Origin of the sequence: Phenylobacterium sp. LH3H17, from assembly GCF_024298925.1 — a bacterium.
Taxonomy (GTDB): Bacteria; Pseudomonadota; Alphaproteobacteria; order Caulobacterales; family Caulobacteraceae; genus Phenylobacterium.
Genome location: NZ_CP101283.1, coordinates 564748 through 583769 on the forward strand (window position 1 = coordinate 564748; position 19022 = coordinate 583769).

Annotated in this window: 22 protein-coding genes; 13 read left to right on the forward strand and 9 right to left on the reverse strand. The window is 68.4% G+C overall.

Translation table 11 applies throughout. The features are described 5' to 3' along the window. Nucleotides 1–4 precede the first annotated feature (4 nt). Complete coding sequence (locus M9M90_RS02805) at nucleotides 5–703, forward strand: TetR/AcrR family transcriptional regulator (protein WP_256549225.1); 699 nt, start codon at nucleotides 5–7, stop codon at nucleotides 701–703. Here the strand turns inward: M9M90_RS02805 and M9M90_RS02810 are convergent. Further along, nucleotides 700–1569: a TetR/AcrR family transcriptional regulator gene (locus tag M9M90_RS02810; protein WP_254835647.1), complete on the reverse strand. Its 870-nt coding sequence runs from the start codon at nucleotides 1567–1569 to the stop codon at nucleotides 700–702. The two genes, M9M90_RS02805 and M9M90_RS02810, sit on opposite strands and share 4 nt — an antisense overlap. A gap of 280 nt (nucleotides 1570–1849) precedes the next feature. Between M9M90_RS02810 and M9M90_RS02815 the strand changes: the two genes are divergently transcribed. From M9M90_RS02815 to ribB, 4 genes are all read left to right on the forward strand, one after another. Next, the gene (locus M9M90_RS02815; protein WP_254835648.1) at nucleotides 1850–3178 is read left to right on the forward strand and encodes an acyl-CoA dehydrogenase family protein; all 1329 of its coding nucleotides are present in this window, start codon (nucleotides 1850–1852) and stop codon (nucleotides 3176–3178) included. 102 nt (nucleotides 3179–3280) lie between these two features. Further along, nucleotides 3281–5032, forward strand: a complete 1752-nt coding sequence (locus tag M9M90_RS02820; RefSeq protein ID WP_254835649.1) for a class I adenylate-forming enzyme family protein — start codon at nucleotides 3281–3283, stop codon at nucleotides 5030–5032. Further along, complete coding sequence (locus M9M90_RS02825; RefSeq protein ID WP_254835650.1) at nucleotides 5029–5604, forward strand: NADPH-dependent FMN reductase; 576 nt, start codon at nucleotides 5029–5031, stop codon at nucleotides 5602–5604. Before M9M90_RS02820 ends, M9M90_RS02825 begins: the two co-directional genes overlap by 4 nt. After that, nucleotides 5601–6752, forward strand: a complete 1152-nt coding sequence (ribB, locus tag M9M90_RS02830) for a 3,4-dihydroxy-2-butanone-4-phosphate synthase (RefSeq protein WP_254835651.1) — start codon at nucleotides 5601–5603, stop codon at nucleotides 6750–6752. The genes M9M90_RS02825 and ribB overlap by 4 nt, the downstream gene beginning before the upstream one ends. A gap of 178 nt (nucleotides 6753–6930) precedes the next feature. Here ribB and M9M90_RS02835 read toward each other — a convergent pair whose 3' ends face one another. Both M9M90_RS02835 and M9M90_RS02840 read right to left on the reverse strand, forming a co-directional pair. After that, nucleotides 6931–7704, reverse strand: a complete 774-nt coding sequence (locus M9M90_RS02835; RefSeq protein WP_254835652.1) for a TylF/MycF/NovP-related O-methyltransferase — start codon at nucleotides 7702–7704, stop codon at nucleotides 6931–6933. 50 nt (nucleotides 7705–7754) lie between these two features. After that, nucleotides 7755–8099 (reverse strand): hypothetical protein, encoded by a 345-nt coding sequence (locus M9M90_RS02840; protein ID WP_254835653.1) that lies wholly within the window; start codon nucleotides 8097–8099, stop codon nucleotides 7755–7757. Between the two features lie 333 nt (nucleotides 8100–8432). On the opposite strand from M9M90_RS02840, the gene M9M90_RS02845 reads away from it, so the two are divergent. Next, nucleotides 8433–9068 (forward strand): PEPxxWA-CTERM sorting domain-containing protein, encoded by a 636-nt coding sequence (locus M9M90_RS02845; protein ID WP_254835654.1) that lies wholly within the window; start codon nucleotides 8433–8435, stop codon nucleotides 9066–9068. 45 nt (nucleotides 9069–9113) lie between these two features. On the opposite strand, the gene M9M90_RS02850 is transcribed toward M9M90_RS02845, so the two are convergent. Then, nucleotides 9114–9662 (reverse strand): BON domain-containing protein, encoded by a 549-nt coding sequence (locus M9M90_RS02850; protein WP_254835655.1) that lies wholly within the window; start codon nucleotides 9660–9662, stop codon nucleotides 9114–9116. A gap of 195 nt (nucleotides 9663–9857) precedes the next feature. Between M9M90_RS02850 and M9M90_RS02855 the strand changes: the two genes are divergently transcribed. Next, nucleotides 9858–10532: a DUF1013 domain-containing protein gene (locus tag M9M90_RS02855; protein WP_254835656.1), complete on the forward strand. Its 675-nt coding sequence runs from the start codon at nucleotides 9858–9860 to the stop codon at nucleotides 10530–10532. Between the two features lie 309 nt (nucleotides 10533–10841). Here the strand turns inward: M9M90_RS02855 and M9M90_RS02860 are convergent, their stop codons facing one another. Continuing rightward, entirely contained in the window at nucleotides 10842–11015 is a 174-nt protein-coding gene (locus M9M90_RS02860) for a YdcH family protein (RefSeq protein ID WP_254835657.1), read from the reverse strand. Nucleotides 11016–11145: 130 nt separating this feature from the next. Here M9M90_RS02860 and M9M90_RS02865 point away from each other — a divergent pair, with 130 nt between their 5' ends. The 3 genes from M9M90_RS02865 to M9M90_RS02875 are packed head-to-tail and all read left to right on the forward strand — an operon-like array spanning nucleotide 11146 to nucleotide 12453. Continuing rightward, nucleotides 11146–11736, forward strand: coding sequence for a UbiX family flavin prenyltransferase (locus M9M90_RS02865; RefSeq protein ID WP_254835658.1), 591 nt, complete (start codon nucleotides 11146–11148; stop codon nucleotides 11734–11736). Continuing rightward, nucleotides 11736–12182 carry a TIGR02444 family protein gene (locus tag M9M90_RS02870; protein ID WP_254835659.1) on the forward strand — a complete coding sequence of 149 codons (447 nt, stop codon included), beginning with the start codon at nucleotides 11736–11738 and terminating at the stop codon, nucleotides 12180–12182. The genes M9M90_RS02865 and M9M90_RS02870 overlap by 1 nt, the downstream gene beginning before the upstream one ends. A gap of 52 nt (nucleotides 12183–12234) precedes the next feature. Beyond that, the gene (locus M9M90_RS02875) at nucleotides 12235–12453 is read left to right on the forward strand and encodes a YdcH family protein (RefSeq protein ID WP_254835660.1); all 219 of its coding nucleotides are present in this window, start codon (nucleotides 12235–12237) and stop codon (nucleotides 12451–12453) included. A gap of 17 nt (nucleotides 12454–12470) precedes the next feature. On the opposite strand, the gene M9M90_RS02880 is transcribed toward M9M90_RS02875, so the two are convergent. Together M9M90_RS02880 and M9M90_RS02885 are read right to left on the reverse strand one after the other, a co-directional pair. Continuing rightward, nucleotides 12471–12836 (reverse strand): VOC family protein, encoded by a 366-nt coding sequence (locus tag M9M90_RS02880; protein ID WP_254835661.1) that lies wholly within the window; start codon nucleotides 12834–12836, stop codon nucleotides 12471–12473. A 62-nt stretch (nucleotides 12837–12898) separates the two neighbouring features. Beyond that, nucleotides 12899–13648, reverse strand: a complete 750-nt coding sequence (locus tag M9M90_RS02885; protein WP_254835662.1) for a GGDEF domain-containing protein — start codon at nucleotides 13646–13648, stop codon at nucleotides 12899–12901. A gap of 125 nt (nucleotides 13649–13773) precedes the next feature. Here M9M90_RS02885 and purE point away from each other — a divergent pair, with 125 nt between their 5' ends. Together purE and M9M90_RS02895 are read left to right on the forward strand one after the other, a co-directional pair. Then, nucleotides 13774–14268, forward strand: coding sequence for a 5-(carboxyamino)imidazole ribonucleotide mutase (purE, locus tag M9M90_RS02890; protein ID WP_254835663.1), 495 nt, complete (start codon nucleotides 13774–13776; stop codon nucleotides 14266–14268). Between the two features lie 2 nt (nucleotides 14269–14270). Continuing rightward, on the forward strand, nucleotides 14271–15356 hold the full coding sequence (locus M9M90_RS02895; RefSeq protein ID WP_254835664.1) for a 5-(carboxyamino)imidazole ribonucleotide synthase: 1086 nt from the start codon (nucleotides 14271–14273) through the stop codon (nucleotides 15354–15356). Here the strand turns inward: M9M90_RS02895 and motA are convergent. After that, nucleotides 15353–16222, reverse strand: a complete 870-nt coding sequence (gene motA, locus M9M90_RS02900) for a flagellar motor stator protein MotA (RefSeq protein ID WP_254835665.1) — start codon at nucleotides 16220–16222, stop codon at nucleotides 15353–15355. The two genes, M9M90_RS02895 and motA, sit on opposite strands and share 4 nt — an antisense overlap. 111 nt (nucleotides 16223–16333) lie before the next feature. Here motA and M9M90_RS02905 point away from each other — a divergent pair, with 111 nt between their 5' ends. After that, the gene (locus M9M90_RS02905) at nucleotides 16334–17653 is read left to right on the forward strand and encodes an MFS transporter (RefSeq protein WP_254835666.1); all 1320 of its coding nucleotides are present in this window, start codon (nucleotides 16334–16336) and stop codon (nucleotides 17651–17653) included. Here M9M90_RS02905 and M9M90_RS02910 read toward each other — a convergent pair. After that, nucleotides 17650–18951 carry a lytic murein transglycosylase gene (locus M9M90_RS02910; protein ID WP_254835667.1) on the reverse strand — a complete coding sequence of 434 codons (1302 nt, stop codon included), beginning with the start codon at nucleotides 18949–18951 and terminating at the stop codon, nucleotides 17650–17652. The two genes, M9M90_RS02905 and M9M90_RS02910, sit on opposite strands and share 4 nt — an antisense overlap. Nucleotides 18952–19022 lie beyond the last annotated feature (71 nt).

Sequence of the window (19022 nt, forward strand, 5' to 3'; positions counted from 1 at the left end):
GCCTGTGGCCCAGGGGGCATCCCCTGGGCCACACTTTTTCGCGGCTCGCGCGGCCCGCCGGTTTCGCGACCGACCCGTTTCGCCGTATGACGCCACGAGCGCAACGGGGGCGGCATTGGCGAAGGGATCGCGGCGACCAGCGGAGGCCAGACGTCGCCAGATCGTCGCGGCGGCCGCGAGGCTCGTGGCGGACCAGGCCTATCTGCCGCTGCCGCCGGAACGCCTCGCCAAGGCCGTCGGCGTCAGCAAGGCCCTGATCTACGGCTATTTCCCCGACCAGCACGACCTGTTCAACGCCGTCCTGGCGGACGAATTCGCCGCCCTGGCCGACGCGGGCCTGGAGGCTGCGTCGCAGCTCGGCTCGCTGGAGCAGGCGGCGCTCGCCTGCGCCGAAATCTACTTCCGCCACGTCTGCGATCGTGGTCCCGTTGTTCACGTGGTCCTGCGGGATGTGTACATGGTTCGCCGGGTGGACCCGGCCGTGGCGGCGGTCCGTGACCGCATCGTTCGCCGCCTGGCCCGTCAGGTCCGCCGGGAGTTGAACCTTCCGCCCGACGAGACCGTGGGCGCCATCACCCTCGCCACCACCATTCCCGAGGATGCCGGCCGGCTCGTGTGGCAGGGCGACCTGTCGCCGCAGGCGGGGTTGGAGCTCTGCCGCCGGCTGACCGCCGCGGCCCTGGCGGCCCTGCGCCCCACCTAGTCCGCCTGGTTGGCGCCGCGATAGGCGCGGGCGAGATCCCGGTTGCCGGCGGTGACCATGGCCAGGGTCAGGCGCTCGGCGCTTTCGAGGCTAAGCCTTCCGCGCGCCAGCAGCCGGCCCGCCCGGCGGGTGAGAGCCGTCAGGACGGCGGTGGCCCCAAAGGCCATCTCAGGCGGCAGGCCATAGATGGTCTCCATGTCGGCGGCGACGCGGCGGGTGTCCCAGCGCCGGGTGACCCGACGCGCCTCCTTCAGGTCCTCGCGCACCTCGGCGCTCTGGGTCAGGATCTGGATCAAGGCGCCGCGCTCGGCGACTTCGCGCAGATAGGTGACCGTGGACAGGGTCACCCGCGTGTATCGGTCGTGCCCGCGGCTCATCTCGGCCCGCCGCTGGGTCTCCATGGCGTGAAGTTCGCGACGCGCCAGCGCCAGCAGCAGGTCGCGCCGCCGGGGAAAGTAGTTGTGGGCCTGAGCCTCGCTTATCCCGACGTGGCGGGCGACGGCTCTCATCGAGGCGGCGGGCAGCCCGCCGCGGGCGATGAGATCGGCGGCGGCCTCGATGAGCTGCTCGCGCCGCGCCTCGGTGGAGAAGCGGGTCCGCTGGCGGCGTGAGGGGGCGGGCTCGTCGTTGATGGCGATGGTCTCTCCCGCCCCATCGGGCGCGGCGGGAAGGGGCGGCCGATCCGGCGCACGTCCCGCCCGCGCCTTGGCCCAATGGCCCCGGGGCGGACTGGGGATCAGCAGGCGATCGCAGATCTTGCTCAGGCCGCTGCTGCTGAGGCCGAGCTGGCGCGCAGTCGCCGACAGGGGCTGGGTCCAGATCAGTTCGTAAAGCCGCTGGCGGGTGAGCGGGGCGTCGGCCGTCATGGCGCCGATCCTAGACGCCACGCGGCGCGAGGGCGAGCCGCGTCTATTGGTGGAGTGGTCAGATCGCGCCGCGGAACTGGCGCCAGGGATGCGGACACGAAGAATTTCGTGGATTTGTTGGCAGGCCGACGTTGCGTAACTCGAACAGCCGTTTGATAATGGCGATCCGACCGACCGGCTAAAGGCTTGTCGCGCTGCAGATTTTTATCCAGGTGTCGCTTTACGCCATACCGAATTTCGGAAAACGAGCCGCGTTCGGCGGCGCCATGGGAGGCCCTAGATGGCTTGGGATTTTGAAACCGACCCCGAATTCCAGAAGAAGCTCGACTGGATCGAAGACTTCATGCGCGAGGAGGTCGAACCTCTCAGCCACCTGGGCATGGCCGCCCACGGCCCGCTGGGGCGCGAGAAGTTCATCAAGCCGCTGCAGCAGAAGGTGAAGGACCAGGGCCTGTGGGCCTGCCACCTCGGCCCCGAATTGGGCGGCCAGGGCTATGGCCAACTCAAGCTGGGCCTCATGAACGAGAAGCTGGGCCGTAACGGCATGGCGCCCACCGTGTTCGGCTGCCAGGCGCCCGACACCGGCAACGCCGAGATCATCGCCCACTATGGCACCGAGAAGCAGAAGGAGCAGTACCTCTGGCCTCTGCTGAACGGCGAGATCCGCTCGGCCTTCTCGATGTCGGAGCCCACCGGCGGCTCCGACCCTCTGACCTTCAGGACCCGCGCCGTGCTGGACGGGAACGAGTGGGTCATCAACGGCGAGAAGTGGTTTTCCACCAACGCCCGCTGGTCGAAGGTCCTGGTGCTCTACGCGGTCACCGATCCCGACGCCAAGGACCCCTACCGGCGGACCTCGATCTTCCTGGTCCCCACCGACACCCCCGGCGTGGAGATCATCCGCAATGTGGGGGTCGGCGGCGGCGGCGAGATCGGCGGGGGGTCGGAGGGCTATGTCCGCTACAACGACGTGCGCCTGCCCTATGACGCCCTGCTGGGCGACCGCGGCGCGGCCTTCGTCATCGCCCAGGTCCGCCTGGGCGGCGGCCGCGTCCACCACGCCATGCGCACCGTGGGGGCCTGCAAGCACGCTCTGGACCTGATGTGCCAGCGGGCCGTCTCGCGCAACACCCGCGACGGCAAGCTGGGCGACCTGCAGATGGTCCAGGCCGACATCGCCGATTCCTGGATCGCCCTGGAGAGCTTCCGCCTGCTGGTGCTGCGCACCGCCTGGCTGATCGACAAGCACAAGGACTACAACCTGGTGCGCAAGGACATCGCCGCCATCAAGGTGATGATGCCCAAGGTCTACAATGACATCGCGACGAAGGCCGCCCACCTGCACGGGGCGCTGGGTGTCTCGAACGAGATGCCCTTCATGCACATGGTCACCAGCTCGCTGGTCATGGGCATCGCCGACGGCCCCACCGAGGTCCACAAGGTGACCCTGGCCAAGCAGGTCCTGAAGGACTACCGGCCCGACAACGACCTGTTCCCGAAGTACCACATCCCCCGCCTGCGCGAGGCGGCCGAGGAGAAGTACGGAGCCGAGCTGGCCGAGATCAAGGAAGGCTACGCCAAGCTCCGGCGCGAGAAGGCCGAGGTCTAATCGCACCGCCTTGCTTTCCGCGAGGCGACACCTGGCTCTAGTGTGGGGCGGCTCCGGTTCGGGGCCGCCCTTCGCATTTGATTTTCAGATTTCCGAGATCGCATGTCCGACGCTTCCGCCCCTGACTGGCCCGTGATGTCCATCGCCCAGGCCCACGCCGCCCTCACGGCGCGCGGCTCCCGTTTCGAGATCGAGGACCTGCCGATCCGCGGCGTCGTCACCCACACCTGGAAGAACGCCCCGCCCACCCTGCGCGACGTGTTCGTCAACGGCCGTGCGTTCAAGGACCGTGAGTTCCTGGTCTATGAGAACGACCGCGCCACCTTCGAGGCCTTCGCCCGCGCGACGATCGCCCTGGCCCACCGCCTGTCGGCCGACGGCGTGAGGAAGGGCGACCGGGTCGCGGTCATCATGCGCAACCTGCCGGAATGGCCGGTGGCCTTCTGGGCCGGGATTCTGGTCGGCGCCATCGTCACCCCGCTGAACGCCTGGTGGACGGGTCCGGAACTGGAATACGGCCTCTCCGATTCCGGGACCAAGGTCGCCATCGTCGATGACGAGCGCCTGGCGCGCATCCAGGAGTCGCTGCCCAAGCTACCGGCCCTGGAGAAGATCTACGTCCCGCGGCTGGCGGACGGCCCTACCGATCCCATGGTCGTGCGGCTGGAGGACGTGATCGGGACGGTCAATGGCTGGGGCGACCTGCCCGACCTGCCTCTCCCCAACGTGGCCCTGTCGCCGGATGACGACGCCACCATCCTCTACACCTCAGGCACCACCGGAAAGCCCAAGGGCGCGCTGGGCACGCACCGCAACATGACGTCGAACATCATGGCGGGCGGCATCTCGGCGGCGCGCAACTTCCTGCGCGCCGGCCAGCCTTTGCCGGAGTCCGATCCCCACAAGCTCCCGCAGCGGTGTTCGCTTCTGGTGGTGCCGCTGTTCCATGCCACCGGCCTGTCGGCCAACCTGTCGCCGAGCCTCAACGCCGGCGGGAAGATCGTGCTGATGCGCCGCTGGGAGGCCGAGCAGGCCATGCAGCTCATCGAGCGGGAGAAGGTGAACGCCACCGGCGGAGTCCCGACCATCGCCTGGCAGCTCATCGAGCATCCGGCGCGATCCAAATACGACCTCTCGTCCCTGCAGTCCGTATCCTACGGCGGCGCGCCCTCCGCGCCGGAGCTGGTCCGCAAGATTGTCGAGGTCTTCCCGACTTCCCAACCCGGCAACGGTTGGGGCATGACCGAGACCACCGCCACCTTCACCAGCCACCTGGGCAAGGATTACGAGAACCGCCCCGACAGCGCCGGCCCCGCCGCCCCGGTGGGCGAAATGCAGATCCGCGACCCGGCCGACGGCAAGACGATCCTGCCGGAGGGCTCGGTTGGCGAACTGTGGGTCAAGGGGCCGCAGGTCGTGAAGGGCTACTGGAATAAGCCGGAGGCCACCGCCGAAACTTTCCAGGACGGCTGGCTGCGCACCGGCGACCTGGCGCGGATCGACGAGGAAGGCTTTCTGTTCATCATCGACCGGGCCAAGGACATGCTGATCCGCGGCGGAGAAAACATCTACTGCGTCGAGGTGGAGAATGTGCTGTACGACCACCCGGACGTGATGGACGCCGCCCTGGTCGGCATCCCCCACAAGACGCTGGGAGAGGAGCCTGCGGCCGTGGTGCACCTGAAGCCGGGCGGAACGGCGGATGAGGCGGAGTTGAGGGCCTTCGTGCGCGAGCGGCTGGCGGGCTTCAAGGTGCCGGTGAAGGTGGTGTTCTGGCCCGAGACCCTGCCGCGCAACGCCAATGGGAAGATCGTGAAGACCGAACTGAAGAAGATCTTCGAGACCGCCGCATGAGCGGCCGCAAACCCCTGATCCTGGGCATCGGCGGCACCATCCGGTCGGGGTCATCCACCGAACGGGCCCTGCAGTGTTCGCTGCGCGCCGTCGAGGCCCGGGGCGGGGAGACTCGCCTGCTGGGCGGGGAGTTCCTGGCCAAGCTGCCGATCTTCAATCCCGCGAACCTCGAGCCCACGGCCGAGCAGCAGATCCTGGCCGACGCCGTCCGCGCCGCCGACGGGGTGATCGTCGCCAGCCCGGGCTATCACGGCTCGATCTCCGGAGTGATCAAGAACGCCCTCGACAGCCTCGAAGTGCTTCGCGACGACCCGCGGCCCTATTTCACCGACCGCGCGGTGGGGTCGATCATCACCGCCGACGGCTGGCAGGCGGCGGGCACCACATTGACCACGCTGCGATCGATCATACATGCGCTGAGGGGCTGGCCGACTCCGTTCGGCGCGGCCCTGAACGCGACGTCGAACCTGTTCGACGCCGAGGGGGCCTGCATCGAGGCGAAGGACGCCTGGCAACTCAGCACCGTCGGCGAGCAGGTCTTCGACTTCGCCCAGATGAAGGTCGGCAAATGACAGGTCCCCGCCTGGTGACACCCGCCAACGGTTCCGGCTCCGGAGAAGCGGCGCACGAATCCGCGATCTCGCCGATCGAGGACATCATCGAGGACGCCCGCAACGGCCGCCCCTACATCCTGGTCGACGCCGAGGATCGGGAGAACGAGGGCGACGTCATCATCCCGGCTCAGTTCGCCACCCCCGACCAGATCAACTTCATGGCCAAGCACGCGCGGGGCCTGATCTGCCTCAGCATCACCGCCGAGCGCGCGCGGGCCCTGCGCCTGCCGCCCATGGCGATGGACAACCAGTCCGGCCACGGCACCGCCTTCACCGTATCGGTCGAGGCGCGCGAGGGGGTGACCACCGGCATCTCGGCCCACGACCGGGCCCACACTATCGCCGTGGCCGTCGACCCGACCAAGGGCAGCGACGACATCGTCTCGCCCGGCCATGTCTTCCCGCTGGTGGCCAAGGACGGGGGGGTCCTGGTCCGAGCCGGCCACACCGAGGCCGCCGTCGACATCAGCCGCATGGCCGGTCTCAACCCGGCCGGGGTGATCTGCGAGATCATGAAGGACGACGGGTCGATGGCCCGGCTGCCGGACCTGATCGGATTCGCCCAACTCCACGGCCTGAAGATCGGCACCATCGCCGACCTGATCGCCTATCGCCGACGCACCGAGCGCCAGGTGGAGCGGGTGCTGGAGACGCCGTTTGACTCGACCTTCGGCGGCCGGTTCCGGATGGTCATCTATCGCAACATCATCGACAAGACCGAGCACGTGGTCCTGACCAAGGGCAAGATCGATCCCGACAAGCCGACCCTGGTGCGCATGCATCGCGTCGACTTCGCCGCCGACATGCTGGGCCACAAGGAACAGCGCCGCGACTATGTCCCGCGCGCGCTGAAGGCGATCGCCGACTATGACGGGGCCGGGGTGGCGGTGTTCATCCGCGACTCCAATCCGTCCTGGCTGTCCGAACGCTACGGGGCCGAGCCCGGCGCCGACCACGGGGCCAATGTGCTGCGCGACTACGGCGTGGGCGCCCAGATCCTGCTGGACCTCGGCGTGCGCGACATGGAGCTGTTGTCCAACTCGGCCACTGTGCTGCCGGGTTCCGGCGGCTATGGCCTGAAGATCGTCGGCCGTCGGACGCTCTAGCCCAACCATTCTCCAAAGATGCTCCCCTCCTGGGGGAGCCGTCGGCGAAGCCGACTGAGGGGGACTTTGACGCTTGCTTGTGGGCTTGAGTCCCCTCCGTCACGTCGCCGAAGAGGGCGACGCGCCACCTCCCCCAAACCGCGCTCCGCGCTGGGGGAGGATCTGATCGGCTTCGACTCTAGCCGAACCACCCGCGCTTGCGAGGCGCGGGCTTTTCGCCCGCGCGGAACACCCAGTGCGGCCAGACCTGTTCGGAGTGCAGGCGCCGCGCCATGACCAGCTCCTCCACCGCTTCCGTGGCCCCGATGCACGAAGGTGTGTCGGCGTCGTCATAGGCGACATAGCCGCCGGGCGTCATGAACGGCCAGACCGCGTCCTGGGCGTATTTCACGCCGGAATAGATATCGCAGTCGATGTGGGCCAGGCCGAAGCTCGGTCTGGTCTTGGCGATCCCCGGGAAGGTGTCCTGGAACAGGCCCTTGACCACCACGAGGTTGGTGAGGCCCAGCGCGTCACGGCGGGCGACCAGGGCTTCGTAGGAGCTGTCGCCGAAGTCGCCCTTGCCGTGCAGGTCGCGCGCGGCGTCGGTCGCCGGCATCCCCTCATAGGTGTCCAGGGCGTAGACCTTGGCCCCTGGCGCCACGTCGTTGAGGACCCGGGCCATGAACAGCGCATTGCCGCCGCGGTACGAGCCGAACTCTATGACGTCCTTGCCGGCCAGGCCCTCGAAGAACGAGGTCAGGATGAGGAACAGGTTCATCCGCTTGGCGTCTAGCATCACCGACCAGCCGTCGGCGGCTTCGAGACCCGCCTGGTAGAGCGGATGGTGCGCGACTAGGTCAGCCACCCCCGCATGCATCAGGCCCCAACCACGCTGGTAGCCGTCGCGCGCGCTGCGTCCGCCCTTGAGCGTCGCCGGCGTCCCGATCTCAGGTAGCGGAATGAGGCCCATATCGCCTTGCTATGGGCCGTCGCCGCCCGGCGCAACCCCCCGATAGGGCTTCAGGCCGTGGCGCTGCGCAGGGTGACGCTGGTGCAGCGTTTGGCGCGCGAGGCCCGCTGCAGATCCTCCAGCCGCTTGGAGAGCCGGGTGGCCTGAGCGATGGGCGCGTGGTTCAGGGAGATCGGCGTGTAATAGCTCGCTACCGCCTCGCCGCCGCGCATCTGGCGTTGGGCCGCCGCGTAGGCTCGCTGGGTGCGGGCCACCTCGAGGGCGAGTTGGCCGCAGGTCAGGCGGCGATAGTCGGGGACGGCGGCGGTCGAGGTCACCGGGAGGCTTTGCTCAGGCGCCGATGCGCACGCGCCGGCCAGCAGCGCCACTGCGGCGGACAGGATCGCCCCCCTCATCTCAGCCCTCCCTCAAGGGTTCTTCATTGGGATCAGCTTGCCATGGTCTTGGGGTGAGCCTCAAGCGCCGCCACGTCGCGGACTCCCGACATTACTGTGCAGCTGGGTCATCAATATTTTGAATAAGATTGAAAAATTCCAGGGAACAAACGTCAAAGTCCTGCGTTTTTGGCCCTTCGCGCAACAATATGGTTAACGAGGTCAATTTTTCTACAGCCATGTATATTGCATAGCGTAGCTAATAAACTTGGTTGACACGGCCTGATTGAGGCGACTTCTTGGGCCTCGTTGGGGGATGGCGATTCAACGCCAAAACCTGGAGTGGGATACATCATGACGATGAAGCTAAGCTTGTTGGCCGTGGCTGCAGGCCTATCGATTGCAACTTCCGCGAACGCCCTGACGGTCATCTCCTCTCCGATCGACACACCGCCGCCGGCTGGCCAGTCCGTGGTCTATGATTTCGATGGCTACGTGGCGCCCGGCTTCTCGCTCATCTTGAGTGGCCTGGCCGGAATCTTCGACGGTTCGCTGGGTCTCATCCCCGGCGTCGCCGCGCCGCCGCCCGGCACCACCACCGACTATCTGGCCATCCAGACGGGTGGCTCGGCGACCTTGAACACGCCGTTGATCAGCGCGCTCAGCGTCTATATCGGCTCCCCGGACTCCTACAACGCCATCCGGTTCATCGGCTTGAACGGCTATGATGTGACCCTCACTGGCGCAGCCCTGGCCGACGGGTCGTTCGGTGGCAACCAGGCGGTCGGCCGGCGGATGACCTACAATTTCGGATCCGACCGGATCACCCAGGTCGTCTTCTCCTCCAGCGGAAACTCATTCGAGCTGGACAATGTCGCGGTCGCCTCGGTGGTTCCCGAGCCGGCGACCTGGGCCATGATGATCACCGGTTTCGGGCTGCTAGGCGCCGCCGCCCGCCGTCGGCGCGCGCACTCCGCAGCCCTCGCCTAGGACACCTGCGCTGCGCGGACGACAGAAGGTCGTCGCGCGGCGCGCCTAGCGGTCGCGTAGCCGCAGGCCGTTGACCACGTCCACGACGCCCTCGACCTCGGCCAGATCCTCGACCATGCGCTTGCCCCTGCGGGTGCGCGTGGTGCCGGTCAGGAAGACCACCCCGTCCTGGACCCGCACCTCGATATAGGAGGCGTCCAGGCGTTTGGCCCGCTCCAGGCGCTCGCTGACGACGGCCCAGATGCGCCGGTCGGCGGCTTCTCGCCGCCGCTCGCGGGGATCCTGGGAGATCGCCCGTTCGTCAACCGGACGGCCGGGCTCGTCCGAGGGGCGGTAGCCGGCGCGGTCATTGGGGTCGTAGTGGTGGTCCCGATCGAAGCCGGCCTGCCCGAAGTCTCGCTCGCCCGGCGCTCCATCGCGCCGATAGCCCAGGCGGTGGTCGGGATCGTAGCCGTAGTTCTCATCGTAGTCGGCTTGTCCGAAATCGCGGCGTTCTCCCAGATCGCCGCGATCGCGCTCATGGTCGCGGGCGGGTCCCATGTCCTGGCGGCGACGGATGTCCTCGCGCTCGCGGCCCCAAATGTCCCTGTGCATCGGCGTGTCCTTCCCGGTTGTCGGTGATTGAACCACGCCGCGGCGAGGCGGTTCCGTCCCGGAGGCCCGCGCCGCAGACTCGCGAACGACTTCGTTGATTGTCGTTTTCTTGGACTTCGAACGCGCCTATAGGGAGAGCTGCTTTATGCACCGCCCGGCCGAAAGGCCGGGCGCCGTCATTTTAGGAATACCGTCATGACCGACATCCTGATGCCGAAGGCGACCGCTGTCTGGCTGGTGGACAACACTTCGCTGACCTTCGAGCAGATCGCCGATTTCTGCGGCCTGCACCCCCTCGAAGTCAAAGGCATCGCCGATGGCGAGGTCGCGCGCGACATCCGCGGCGCCGATCCGATCGCCAACGGCCAGCTCAACCGCGAGGAGCTGGACGCCGCCCAGAAGAGCGACAAGTACCGCATGAAGGCCCAGAAGAGCCGTCACGCCGAACTGCTGAAGCCGGTGAAGAAGGCCCCGCGCTACACCCCGGTGTCGCGCCGCCAGGACCGCCCGGACGCCATCGCCTGGTTCATCCGCAATCACCCGGAAGTGGCCGACAGCCAGATCGCGCGCCTGCTGGGCACCACCAAGGCCACCATCGACCAGGTGCGCAACCGCCAGCACTGGAACGCCGCCAACATCAAGCCGGTGGACCCGGTGACGCTCGGGCTGTCGACCCAGATGGAACTGGACGCGGTGGTCCGCAAGGCGGCCGACAAGAAGGCGAAGGACGACGCCAAGCGCGGCATCGTCGAGCCCGAAGGCGCGACCCTGGCTCCGGCCTCGGAGACCGGCGTGCTGACGGAGGACGACGATCATCACGTCGCCGAGCAACCGCACTTCGAGGATGAGGACGCCGACGACGAGGACTAGGCTCGGCCGCCCAGCAGCTCCCCCTTTTGGAGGAGCTGTCAGCGAAGCTGACTGAGGGGGACTTTGACTCTTGCTCGTGAGCTTCAGCCCCCTCCGTCACGTCGCCGAATAGGGCGACGCGCCAACTCCCCCAAGGGGGGAGGACCTAATGCGGAGTGTCGCAAGCCGGATCGAAAGCTCAGACAACCCTGTCGACCGCCTCCGGGGACCTCAAGGAGGCGGTCGACCAGGGTCGCCTGTTGTCCGGCCCCCTCGGACAAGGAAGAGATGGGGCGAGTCGCCTCCCTCGCGGGCCGCGACCGCTAAGAGTCAGTGGGCGCGAGCGCCCAGGGCCTGGATCTCTTCCTTCAGCTTGAGCTTCTGTCGCTTGAGTTCCTGTAGCTTCACGGCGTCGGCGGCGGGCCTGTTCATCTCGTCTTGGATCGCCCTCTCCAGATTTTGGTGACGGGATCCGAGTTCGCGGATGCGGGCTTCAACGGCCATGTCGTGTCGTCTCCTGCATGAACCTAGGCGTTTGAGTGAACACCCGCTGGCCTGCTCTGTCAGATCACATATGTTTGCGATCCGACGTTCACCGGCGACGCTTGGAAATCGGGCGTGGAGACCTAATCCTATGAGTAGCGCACGCTTGGTTGTCGGCGTCTCGGGCGCCAGCGGCGCGGCCTACGGCCTGCGCGTGCTCGACGCCTGCCGCGAGCTGTCGGTCGAGAGCCATCTGATCTTCTCACGCGCCGCGGCCCTCACCCTGGCCCAGGAGACGACTCTCGGCGTGGCCGAGGTCCAGGCGCGCGCCGACGTGGTCCACAAGGTCGGCGATGTGGGCGCCGCCGTGGCCTCGGGCTCCTTCCCCACGCTCGGGATGATCATCGCGCCCTGCTCGGTGCGCACCATGAGCGAGATCGCCACCGGGGTGACCTCATCCCTGCTGACCCGCGCCGCCGACGTGACGCTGAAGGAACGCCGGCCCTTGGTGCTAATGGTCCGCGAGACGCCGCTGCACCTGGGCCACCTGCGCACCATGGTCCGGCTGGCGGAGATGGGGGCGATCATCGCCCCGCCCATGCCGGCCTTCTACGCCAAGCCCACCAGCCTCGAGGAGATGGTCGACCAGTCCGTGGGCCGGGCGCTGGATCTCTTCGGCCTGTCCTGGAAGCCGGTGAAGCGCTGGGGCCAGGACGTCGGGCCGCTGCAGGGGGAGGGCTGATGTCGCTCTGGGACTGGACGCTGGAACTCTATTCCCTCCCGGGCGTGCCGGAGGCGACGCTGGAACTGCAGGACCGGCATGGCCAGAACACCTCGTTCCTGCTGTGGGCCATCTGGGCCGAGGGGCCGCCATCCGGCGCGCTGGCCGACGGCGCGGCGGCGGCCAAGGCCTGGGACACTACGGTGCTGAAGCCCATCCGCCAGGTGCGCCGAGCGCTCAAGCCGGCCTTCCCGCCGGTGGACGACAGCGCGCGCGAGGGCCTGCGCGAGGACGTCAAGGCCGCTGAACTGCGAGCCGAACGGGTTCTGATGGAAACACTGGAGAGCCTGGCGCCGGCCTCAAGCGGCGGACACCCGGCCCTGGAGAGCCTGCGCGCGGCCTCAGCGGCCTGGGGGACGCCAGCCCCCGACGAGGCCCTGGCTCGCCTGGCGCGCGCCCTCGTCTAGACGAGGGCCGCCAGGGTGCGCATCATCTGAGTCGGGTGGCGAGGCGTAGCGTATGAACGACGACGAAATCGACGATGCGGAGGCGAGGTTCCGCGCCCACCTGGGCTCGGTGATCCAGGAGCATTCCGACCTGGACGCGGCGGTCGAGGCCCTCTCCCTGCAGCCGGTCCCCGACATGATGGTCATCGCCCGGCTGAAGCGGAAGAAGCTGGCCTTGAAGGACGAGATCTCCCGCCTGCGCAACCAGCTTACCCCTGACATCATCGCCTGAGCGCGGCGACCCGGCAGCTAGCCCATCTTGAAAGCGCAGACCTTGTTTCCGTCGAGATCACGGAAATAGGCGCCGTAGAAGGTATCGCCCCGCAGGCCGGGCGGGCCGTCGCAGGTTGCGCCCTGAGCCAGCGCCGCGGCGTGGACGGCGTCGACCATCTCCCGGGACTCCGCCGCGAGCGCCACCATCGTGCCATTGCCGGGCGTGGCGGGCTGCTTGTCATAGGGTTCGCACAGCGCCAGTCCGCCGGCGCCGAACTTCCCGTAGAACATGATGCGGCCTCCGTCATAGCCGCGCCGAACGCCCATCGGCGCCAGAACGGCGTCGTAGAAGGTCTTGGCCTTCTCCAGGTCGTTGCTGCCGATTGTGGTGTAGCCGATCATGGTCGTTCTCCCTCTAGAAGACCGACCTTAGCGGTGTGACGCGAACGTCAGGAAAGCGGATTCTAGCCGAGGCGCGGCGCCTGGCGCGGTTCGATGATCCCGCGCCGTTCGCGCTTGCGGATGAACATGGCCGCGTCGGCCTCGGCCACCAGGTCCTCGGGATCGATCTCCGAGGAGATCTCGCGCACACCGTAGGAGATGTGCAGCGGCGCCGACCAGTCGCCGAACTGGATCGGGGAACCCTCGATGGCGTCGGCCAGGGCCTCGGCCTTGGCCTCGGCGGTGGGCTTGTCGGCCTGGACCAGGATCACGGCGAACTCGTCGCCGCCCATGCGGCCCACGATGTCGCTCTCGCGCACGTGCGCCAGCAGCCGCTCGGCCACCGCGCGCAGGGCCGCGTCGCCGGCCGCGTGACCGAAGCGGTCGTTGACGTGCTTGAAGCCGTCCAGGTCGAAATAGACCACGCTGGCGGGCGAGCCGTAGCGCTGGGAGAAGGTGCGGATGCGGCCGAGCTCCCGGACGAAGGCGCGCCGGTTCAGCAGCGGCGTCAGAGCGTCGCGGTCGGCCAGGTCCTCGACCTCGGCCAGCTTGGCCTTCAGGCGGGTGACCTCGCCGCGCAGCTCGTCGATTTCGGTCAGCAGCGTCTTCACCGCCCCCTGGACGGCGGGCGTCAGGTCACCTTCGGCGAGGCCCAGGAAGGCGGTCTTGTCGGTTGGCCCGGTGGCCGTCGCGGTCGCCTGGGCGCCGGCGCGCACCAGGGCGCTCTTGCGGATGGCCGAGAAGGATTCGGAACGGGCGCCGGTGATCTTCATGGGGCTTTCATCGAACGAGAATCGCTGAAGTCCTAGCGAGTTAAGAATCCTGAACGTCCTTGGTTGCGGGCGCAAGACCGGCGCCTATACTCCGCGCCTTTCCGCCGCAGGGGCTAAAGACGGATATGAGCGCAACGACCGCGCCGGTGGCCATCATCATGGGCAGCCGGTCCGACTGGCCCACCATGAAGGGCGCCGCCGAGAGCCTCGACGCCCTGGGCGTGGCCTATGAGGCCAAGGTGGTCTCCGCCCACCGCACCCCCGACCGGATGTACGAGTTCGCCAAGGGGGCGAAGGCGGCGGGCTTCAAGGTGATCATCGCCGGGGCGGGGGGCGCGGCCCACCTGCCGGGCATGACGGCTTCCATGACCGAACTGCCGGTGCTGGGCGTGCCGGTGGAGTCCAAGGCTTTGAAGGGCATGGACAGCCTGCTCTCCATCGTCCAGATGCCCGCCGGCATCGCCGTGGCGACCCTGGCGATCGGCGAGGCCGGGGCGCGGAACGCCGGCCTGCTGGCCGCCCAGATCCTGGCCCTGTCCGATCCCGCCCTGGCCGAGCGGCTGGTCGCCTATCGCGCCCGCCACACCGCCAGCGTCGCCGAAACCGTCGAGGACGTCTGAGCATGACCGCCGCCCTGCCGCTGCCGCCGGGATCGACGCTCGGCATACTGGGTGGGGGACAGCTTGGCCGGATGCTGGCGCAGGCCGCCGCGCGGCTGGGTTTCGACGTGGCGATCCTGGAGCGCGAGACCGACGCGCCGGCCGGCCGCGTGGCGGCCCACGCCATCGTCGGCGCCTATGACGACCCCGCTGCGCTCAAGGCCCTGGCCGATCTGGCCGACATCGTCACCTTCGAGTTCGAGAACGTGCCCGCCGCCTCGGTCGAGGCCCTGGTGAAGCTGGGCGTCGAGGTCGCGCCGGGTCCTCAGGCGCTCGCCGTCGCCCAGGACCGGGTGGACGAGAAGAGCTTCCTCAACGCCAACGGCGTCGCCACCGTGGCCTTCGCCGCCGCCGACAGCGCGGAGAGCTGCGTCGAAGCCGCCGCCCAGATCGGCGCCCCCTGCCTGATGAAGACCCGCCGCGAGGGCTATGACGGCAAGGGCCAGGTCTGGGTCGAACACGCCGCCGGCGCGGCGCAGGCTTTCGAGGCCCTGGGCGGCCGGCCGGTGATCCTGGAGGCCCCCGCCGACTTCGTCCGCGAACTGTCGATCATCGCCGCCCGCGGCCGCGACGGCGCCATCGCCGTATACCCCCTGGCCGAGAACCATCACGAGAAGGGCGTCCTGCGCCGTAGCGTCGCGCCGGCGAAGGTCAGCGCCACCACAGCGGCCCAGGCCGAGCGGATCGCCCACAAGATCCTCACGGGCCTCGCCTATGTGGGGGTGATCGGCATCGAGCTGTTCGAGCTCAAGGACGGGTCGTTGCTGGTCAACGAGATCGCGCCCCGGGTGCACAACACCGGCCACTGGACCCAGGACGGTTGCGAGGTCGACCAGTTCGAGCAACACATCCGCGCCGTCGCCGGCTGGCCGCTCGGCCCCACCGCCGCCCGCGCCGAGGTGGAGATGCTGAACCTTCTTGGCGACGAGGTCGACGGCTGGGCCAAGTACGCCGCCGAGCCCGAGACCCGCGTCCACCTCTACGGCAAGCGCGAGGCCAAGCCCGGCCGCAAGATGGGCCACGTGAACCGGCTGCGCGGGCCGGTCTAGGCTTCGTTGGGGATGGCGGAGAGGGCCTCTTCCAGCTCCAGGAAGCTGGGCTGGGCGCCGGAGGGAACGCTGCCGCGGCCGATCTCGACGGAGATCTGGGCGGCGTTGCCGTGCAGGTGGGCCACCAGCACCGACTGGATGATCTTGTAGAAGGAGCCCTCTTCTTCGATGACCTCCTTCAGGCGCACCGCCATGGGGCCGACCAGGCCATAGGCCAGGAACACGCCGAGGAACGTGCCGACCAGGGCCGAGCCGATCATCTCGCCCAGCACTTCCGGCGGCTCGGTGATCGCGCCCATGGTCTTGATGACGCCCAGCACGGCGGCGACGATGCCGAGCGCGGGCAGGGCGTCGGCCAGGTTGGTCAGGGCGCCGGCCGGGCCGAGCGCCTCGTGGTGATGCTTCTCGAGCTGCTTTTCCATGGCGTCCTCGACCTGGTGCGGGTCCTCGAGGTTCATGGTCATCATGCGCAGCGTGTCGCAGATGAAGTCGACGGCGAAGTGGTCCTTCATCACCCGCGGGAAGCGCGAGAAGATCGTGGAGTCCTTCGGGTTCTCGATGTGGCTCTCCAGGGCGATGACGCCCTTGGACTTCATGGTCTTGGTCAGCAGGAACAGCAGGGACAGCAGGTCGCGATAGTCGCTGGCCTTCCATTTCGGACCGGCGAACACCTTGCCGAAGCCCGAGAGCGTGCCCTTGATGACCGGCATGGAATTGGAGATCAGGAAGGCGGCCACGCCGGCGCCGCCGATGGCCATCATCTCGTGGGGCAGGGCGTGCAGGATGACGCCCATATTGCCGCCGGAGATGATGTAGCTGCCGAACACCAGGCCGAACAGCAACACGATGCCGATAATCTGAAACATGGTGTCGGTCGGTCCCCCGGGGTGTCAGCCGGGAGCATCGCCATTAATGCTTAATGTCGCGTGAGCATTTCGGGGTTTGCGCAAGGGATCGGCGCGCCTTAACAGCGCACCATGCCCAAGCAAGCTTCCGCCATGGACGGCCTGCCCAAGGGGTCGTTCGCGATCATCTTCGGCGTCTCGCTGGTTACCGCCATGGGCAATACCGGGATGATCTCGGTGCTGCCGGCCATCGGCCGCTCGATCGGCATTCCCGACCCGATGGTGGCGGCGATCTTCTCGCTCTCGGCCCTGCTCTGGGCGTTTTCCTCCCCGTGGTGGGCCAAGGCCTCGGACAAGCACGGCCGCAAGCCGCTGATGTTGATCGGCCTGACCGGCTTCATGATGTCGATGATCGCCTGCGGCCTGGTGGTCGCCGCAGGCCTCTATCACCTGACGACGCCCATGGTGATCTTCGTCTTCTTCCTGTTCGCGCGCGCCCTGTTCGGCCTGTTCGGGGCGGCCTCGAACCCCGCGACCCAGGCCTATCTGGCCGAGCACACCCCGCCGGAGAAGCGCACCCAGGCGATGTCCAGCCTCGCCGGCGCCTTCGGCCTGGGCACGGTCATCGGGCCGTTCGTCGCACCGCTGTTCGTGCTGCCGTTCAAGGGCGGCCTGGCGGGCCCGCTGTTCGGGTTCGCGGTCATCGCCGGGATCATGCTGTTCGTCGTCTGGAAGAAGCTGCCCGAGAGCCAGAACATGCCTGTGGCGCCGGTGACGGCCGCGCCGGTCAAGGGCGCGGCGGTGGTGAAGGAAAAGCCCATGTGGCGCGATCCGCGCGTCACCCCCTTCCTGATCTACGGCTTCATCGTCGCGGTCTGCCAGACCGCCCAGGGCCAGACCCTGGGCTTCCTGATCATCGACCAGCTCGACCTGTCGCCGATGAAGGCCCAGGGCTTCATCGCCATCGCCATGATGTTCGGCGCCGTGGCGGGCCTGCTCGCCCAGTGGGGCATCATCCGAATGTTCGAGATGACCCCGCGCCAGTTGCTGCGCTGGGGCGTGGGGGTCGCGGCCGTCGGCAACGTCATCGTCGCGTTCCAGCCGACCTATGCCGCGGTGGTGGCGGGCTACGCCATCTCCAGCCTGGGCTTCGGCCTGGCGCGGCCGGGCTTCACCGCGGGCTCCTCCCTGGCCGTGGACATGCATGAACAGGCCCGGGTCGCCGGCGCCATCGCCGCGGTCAACGGAGTCAATGTGGTGCTCGCCCCGGCCTTCGTCTGGCTCTACCAGGCCGTGGCCCCGGCGCCCTTCATCCTGTGCGCCGGGCTGATGGTGGCCATGCTGATCTATGCCTTCCAGAACCCGCAGCTCAAGAACGCCGCCCCTTCGCCCACCACCCGCGCCGACGCGGCCAAGGCGACCCTGGAAAAGGGCGACGAAGGCGGCGGCTAGCCCGCGGGCGGCAGGGCGCCCACCTCGACGTTCAGCCGCCGCACCATGTCCATCGAGAGATAGCCGTCGGCGGTGATGCCACGCGCCTTCTGCCAGGCGCGCAGGGCCGTGCGGGTGTTGACTCCCACCACTCCGTCCGGAGCTCCCGGATCGAAGCCCAGGCGCGCCAGGGCCGTCTGGGCGGCGATTCGGTCGCCGATGCCGAGCGGGATTTCGATCGGCCAGGCTCGGACCAGCGGCCCGGCTCCGGCGAACCGGTCGGCCAGCAGCCCGATCCCCAGGGCGTAGGCGGTGGAGTTGTTGTACTTGCGGATCGCGAAATGGTTGGGGAACAGCAGGAAGATCGGCCCGCCCGCCCCGGCCGGCGCCGCCAGCATGGCCTTGGCCGCCGCGTCGGCTCCCGACCATCCCCGGCCGTCCGCGGGCCTCAGGCCCAGGCCCGCCCACCAGTCCGGCGTCTCCCGCGGCCCCTCGGTCAGGCTGTAGTCGAAGCCCGGCGGGGCGATCACCTCGCGCGCCCAGCCCTCGCCGCGCGTCCAGCCGCCCTTGGCCAGCAGGTTGGCCGCCGAGGCGAGCGCGTCGTTACTAGAGCCCCAGATGTCGCGCCGCCCGTCGCCGTCGCCGTCCACGGCGGTGGCCAGGTAGTTGGAGGGCAGGAACTGGGTCTGGCCCATGGCCCCGGCCCAGGACCCCTTCAGCCGGCCGCGGTCGGCCTCGCCGGACTCGATGATCCTCAGCGCCGCGATCAGTTCGCCCTCGGCGAAGGCCCGGCGGCGACCGTGGAAGGCCAGGCTCGCCATGCAGCGGATCACGTCGAAATCGCCCTGGATGGCGCCGAAGCCGCTTTCCATGGCCCAGACGGCGATCAGGATGTCGCGCGGCACGCCGAAGCGCTGCTCGATCCCGCCCCAGAACGGAAGGTCGGCGCGGTAGCGCTGGCCCCGTGCGATGCGGTCGTCGCTGACCGTACCCTTGATGTAGTCGCCCACCGGCTTGGAGAACTCCGGCTGGGCGGAGTCCAGGCTGATCACGCGCGGATTGGGCGCCAGGCCGGCCAGTTCGCGGTCCAACAGGGCGGGAGCCAGGCCCGCGGCCAGGGCGCGGTTGCGGAACTGGCCGCGCCACTCGTCGAAACTGGCGTCGCCCGAGGATGTGGGGCCGGGCTGCGCCGAGGGAAGCTGCGGCCTCGGCGGGGGCGGCTCGGGCGCCGGGAAGGGTGAGCCGGTCACCGGCTTGAATTCGGTGGAGGTGTCGGCGCAACCGGCCACGAGGAGGAGAAGGAAGAGGCGGCGGTCCATGGTCCAAGCCTAGCGGCGCCCGCGCGCTTCCCCAATCACAAGGCCGTCAGCCGTTGACTCAAAAGCCGTCC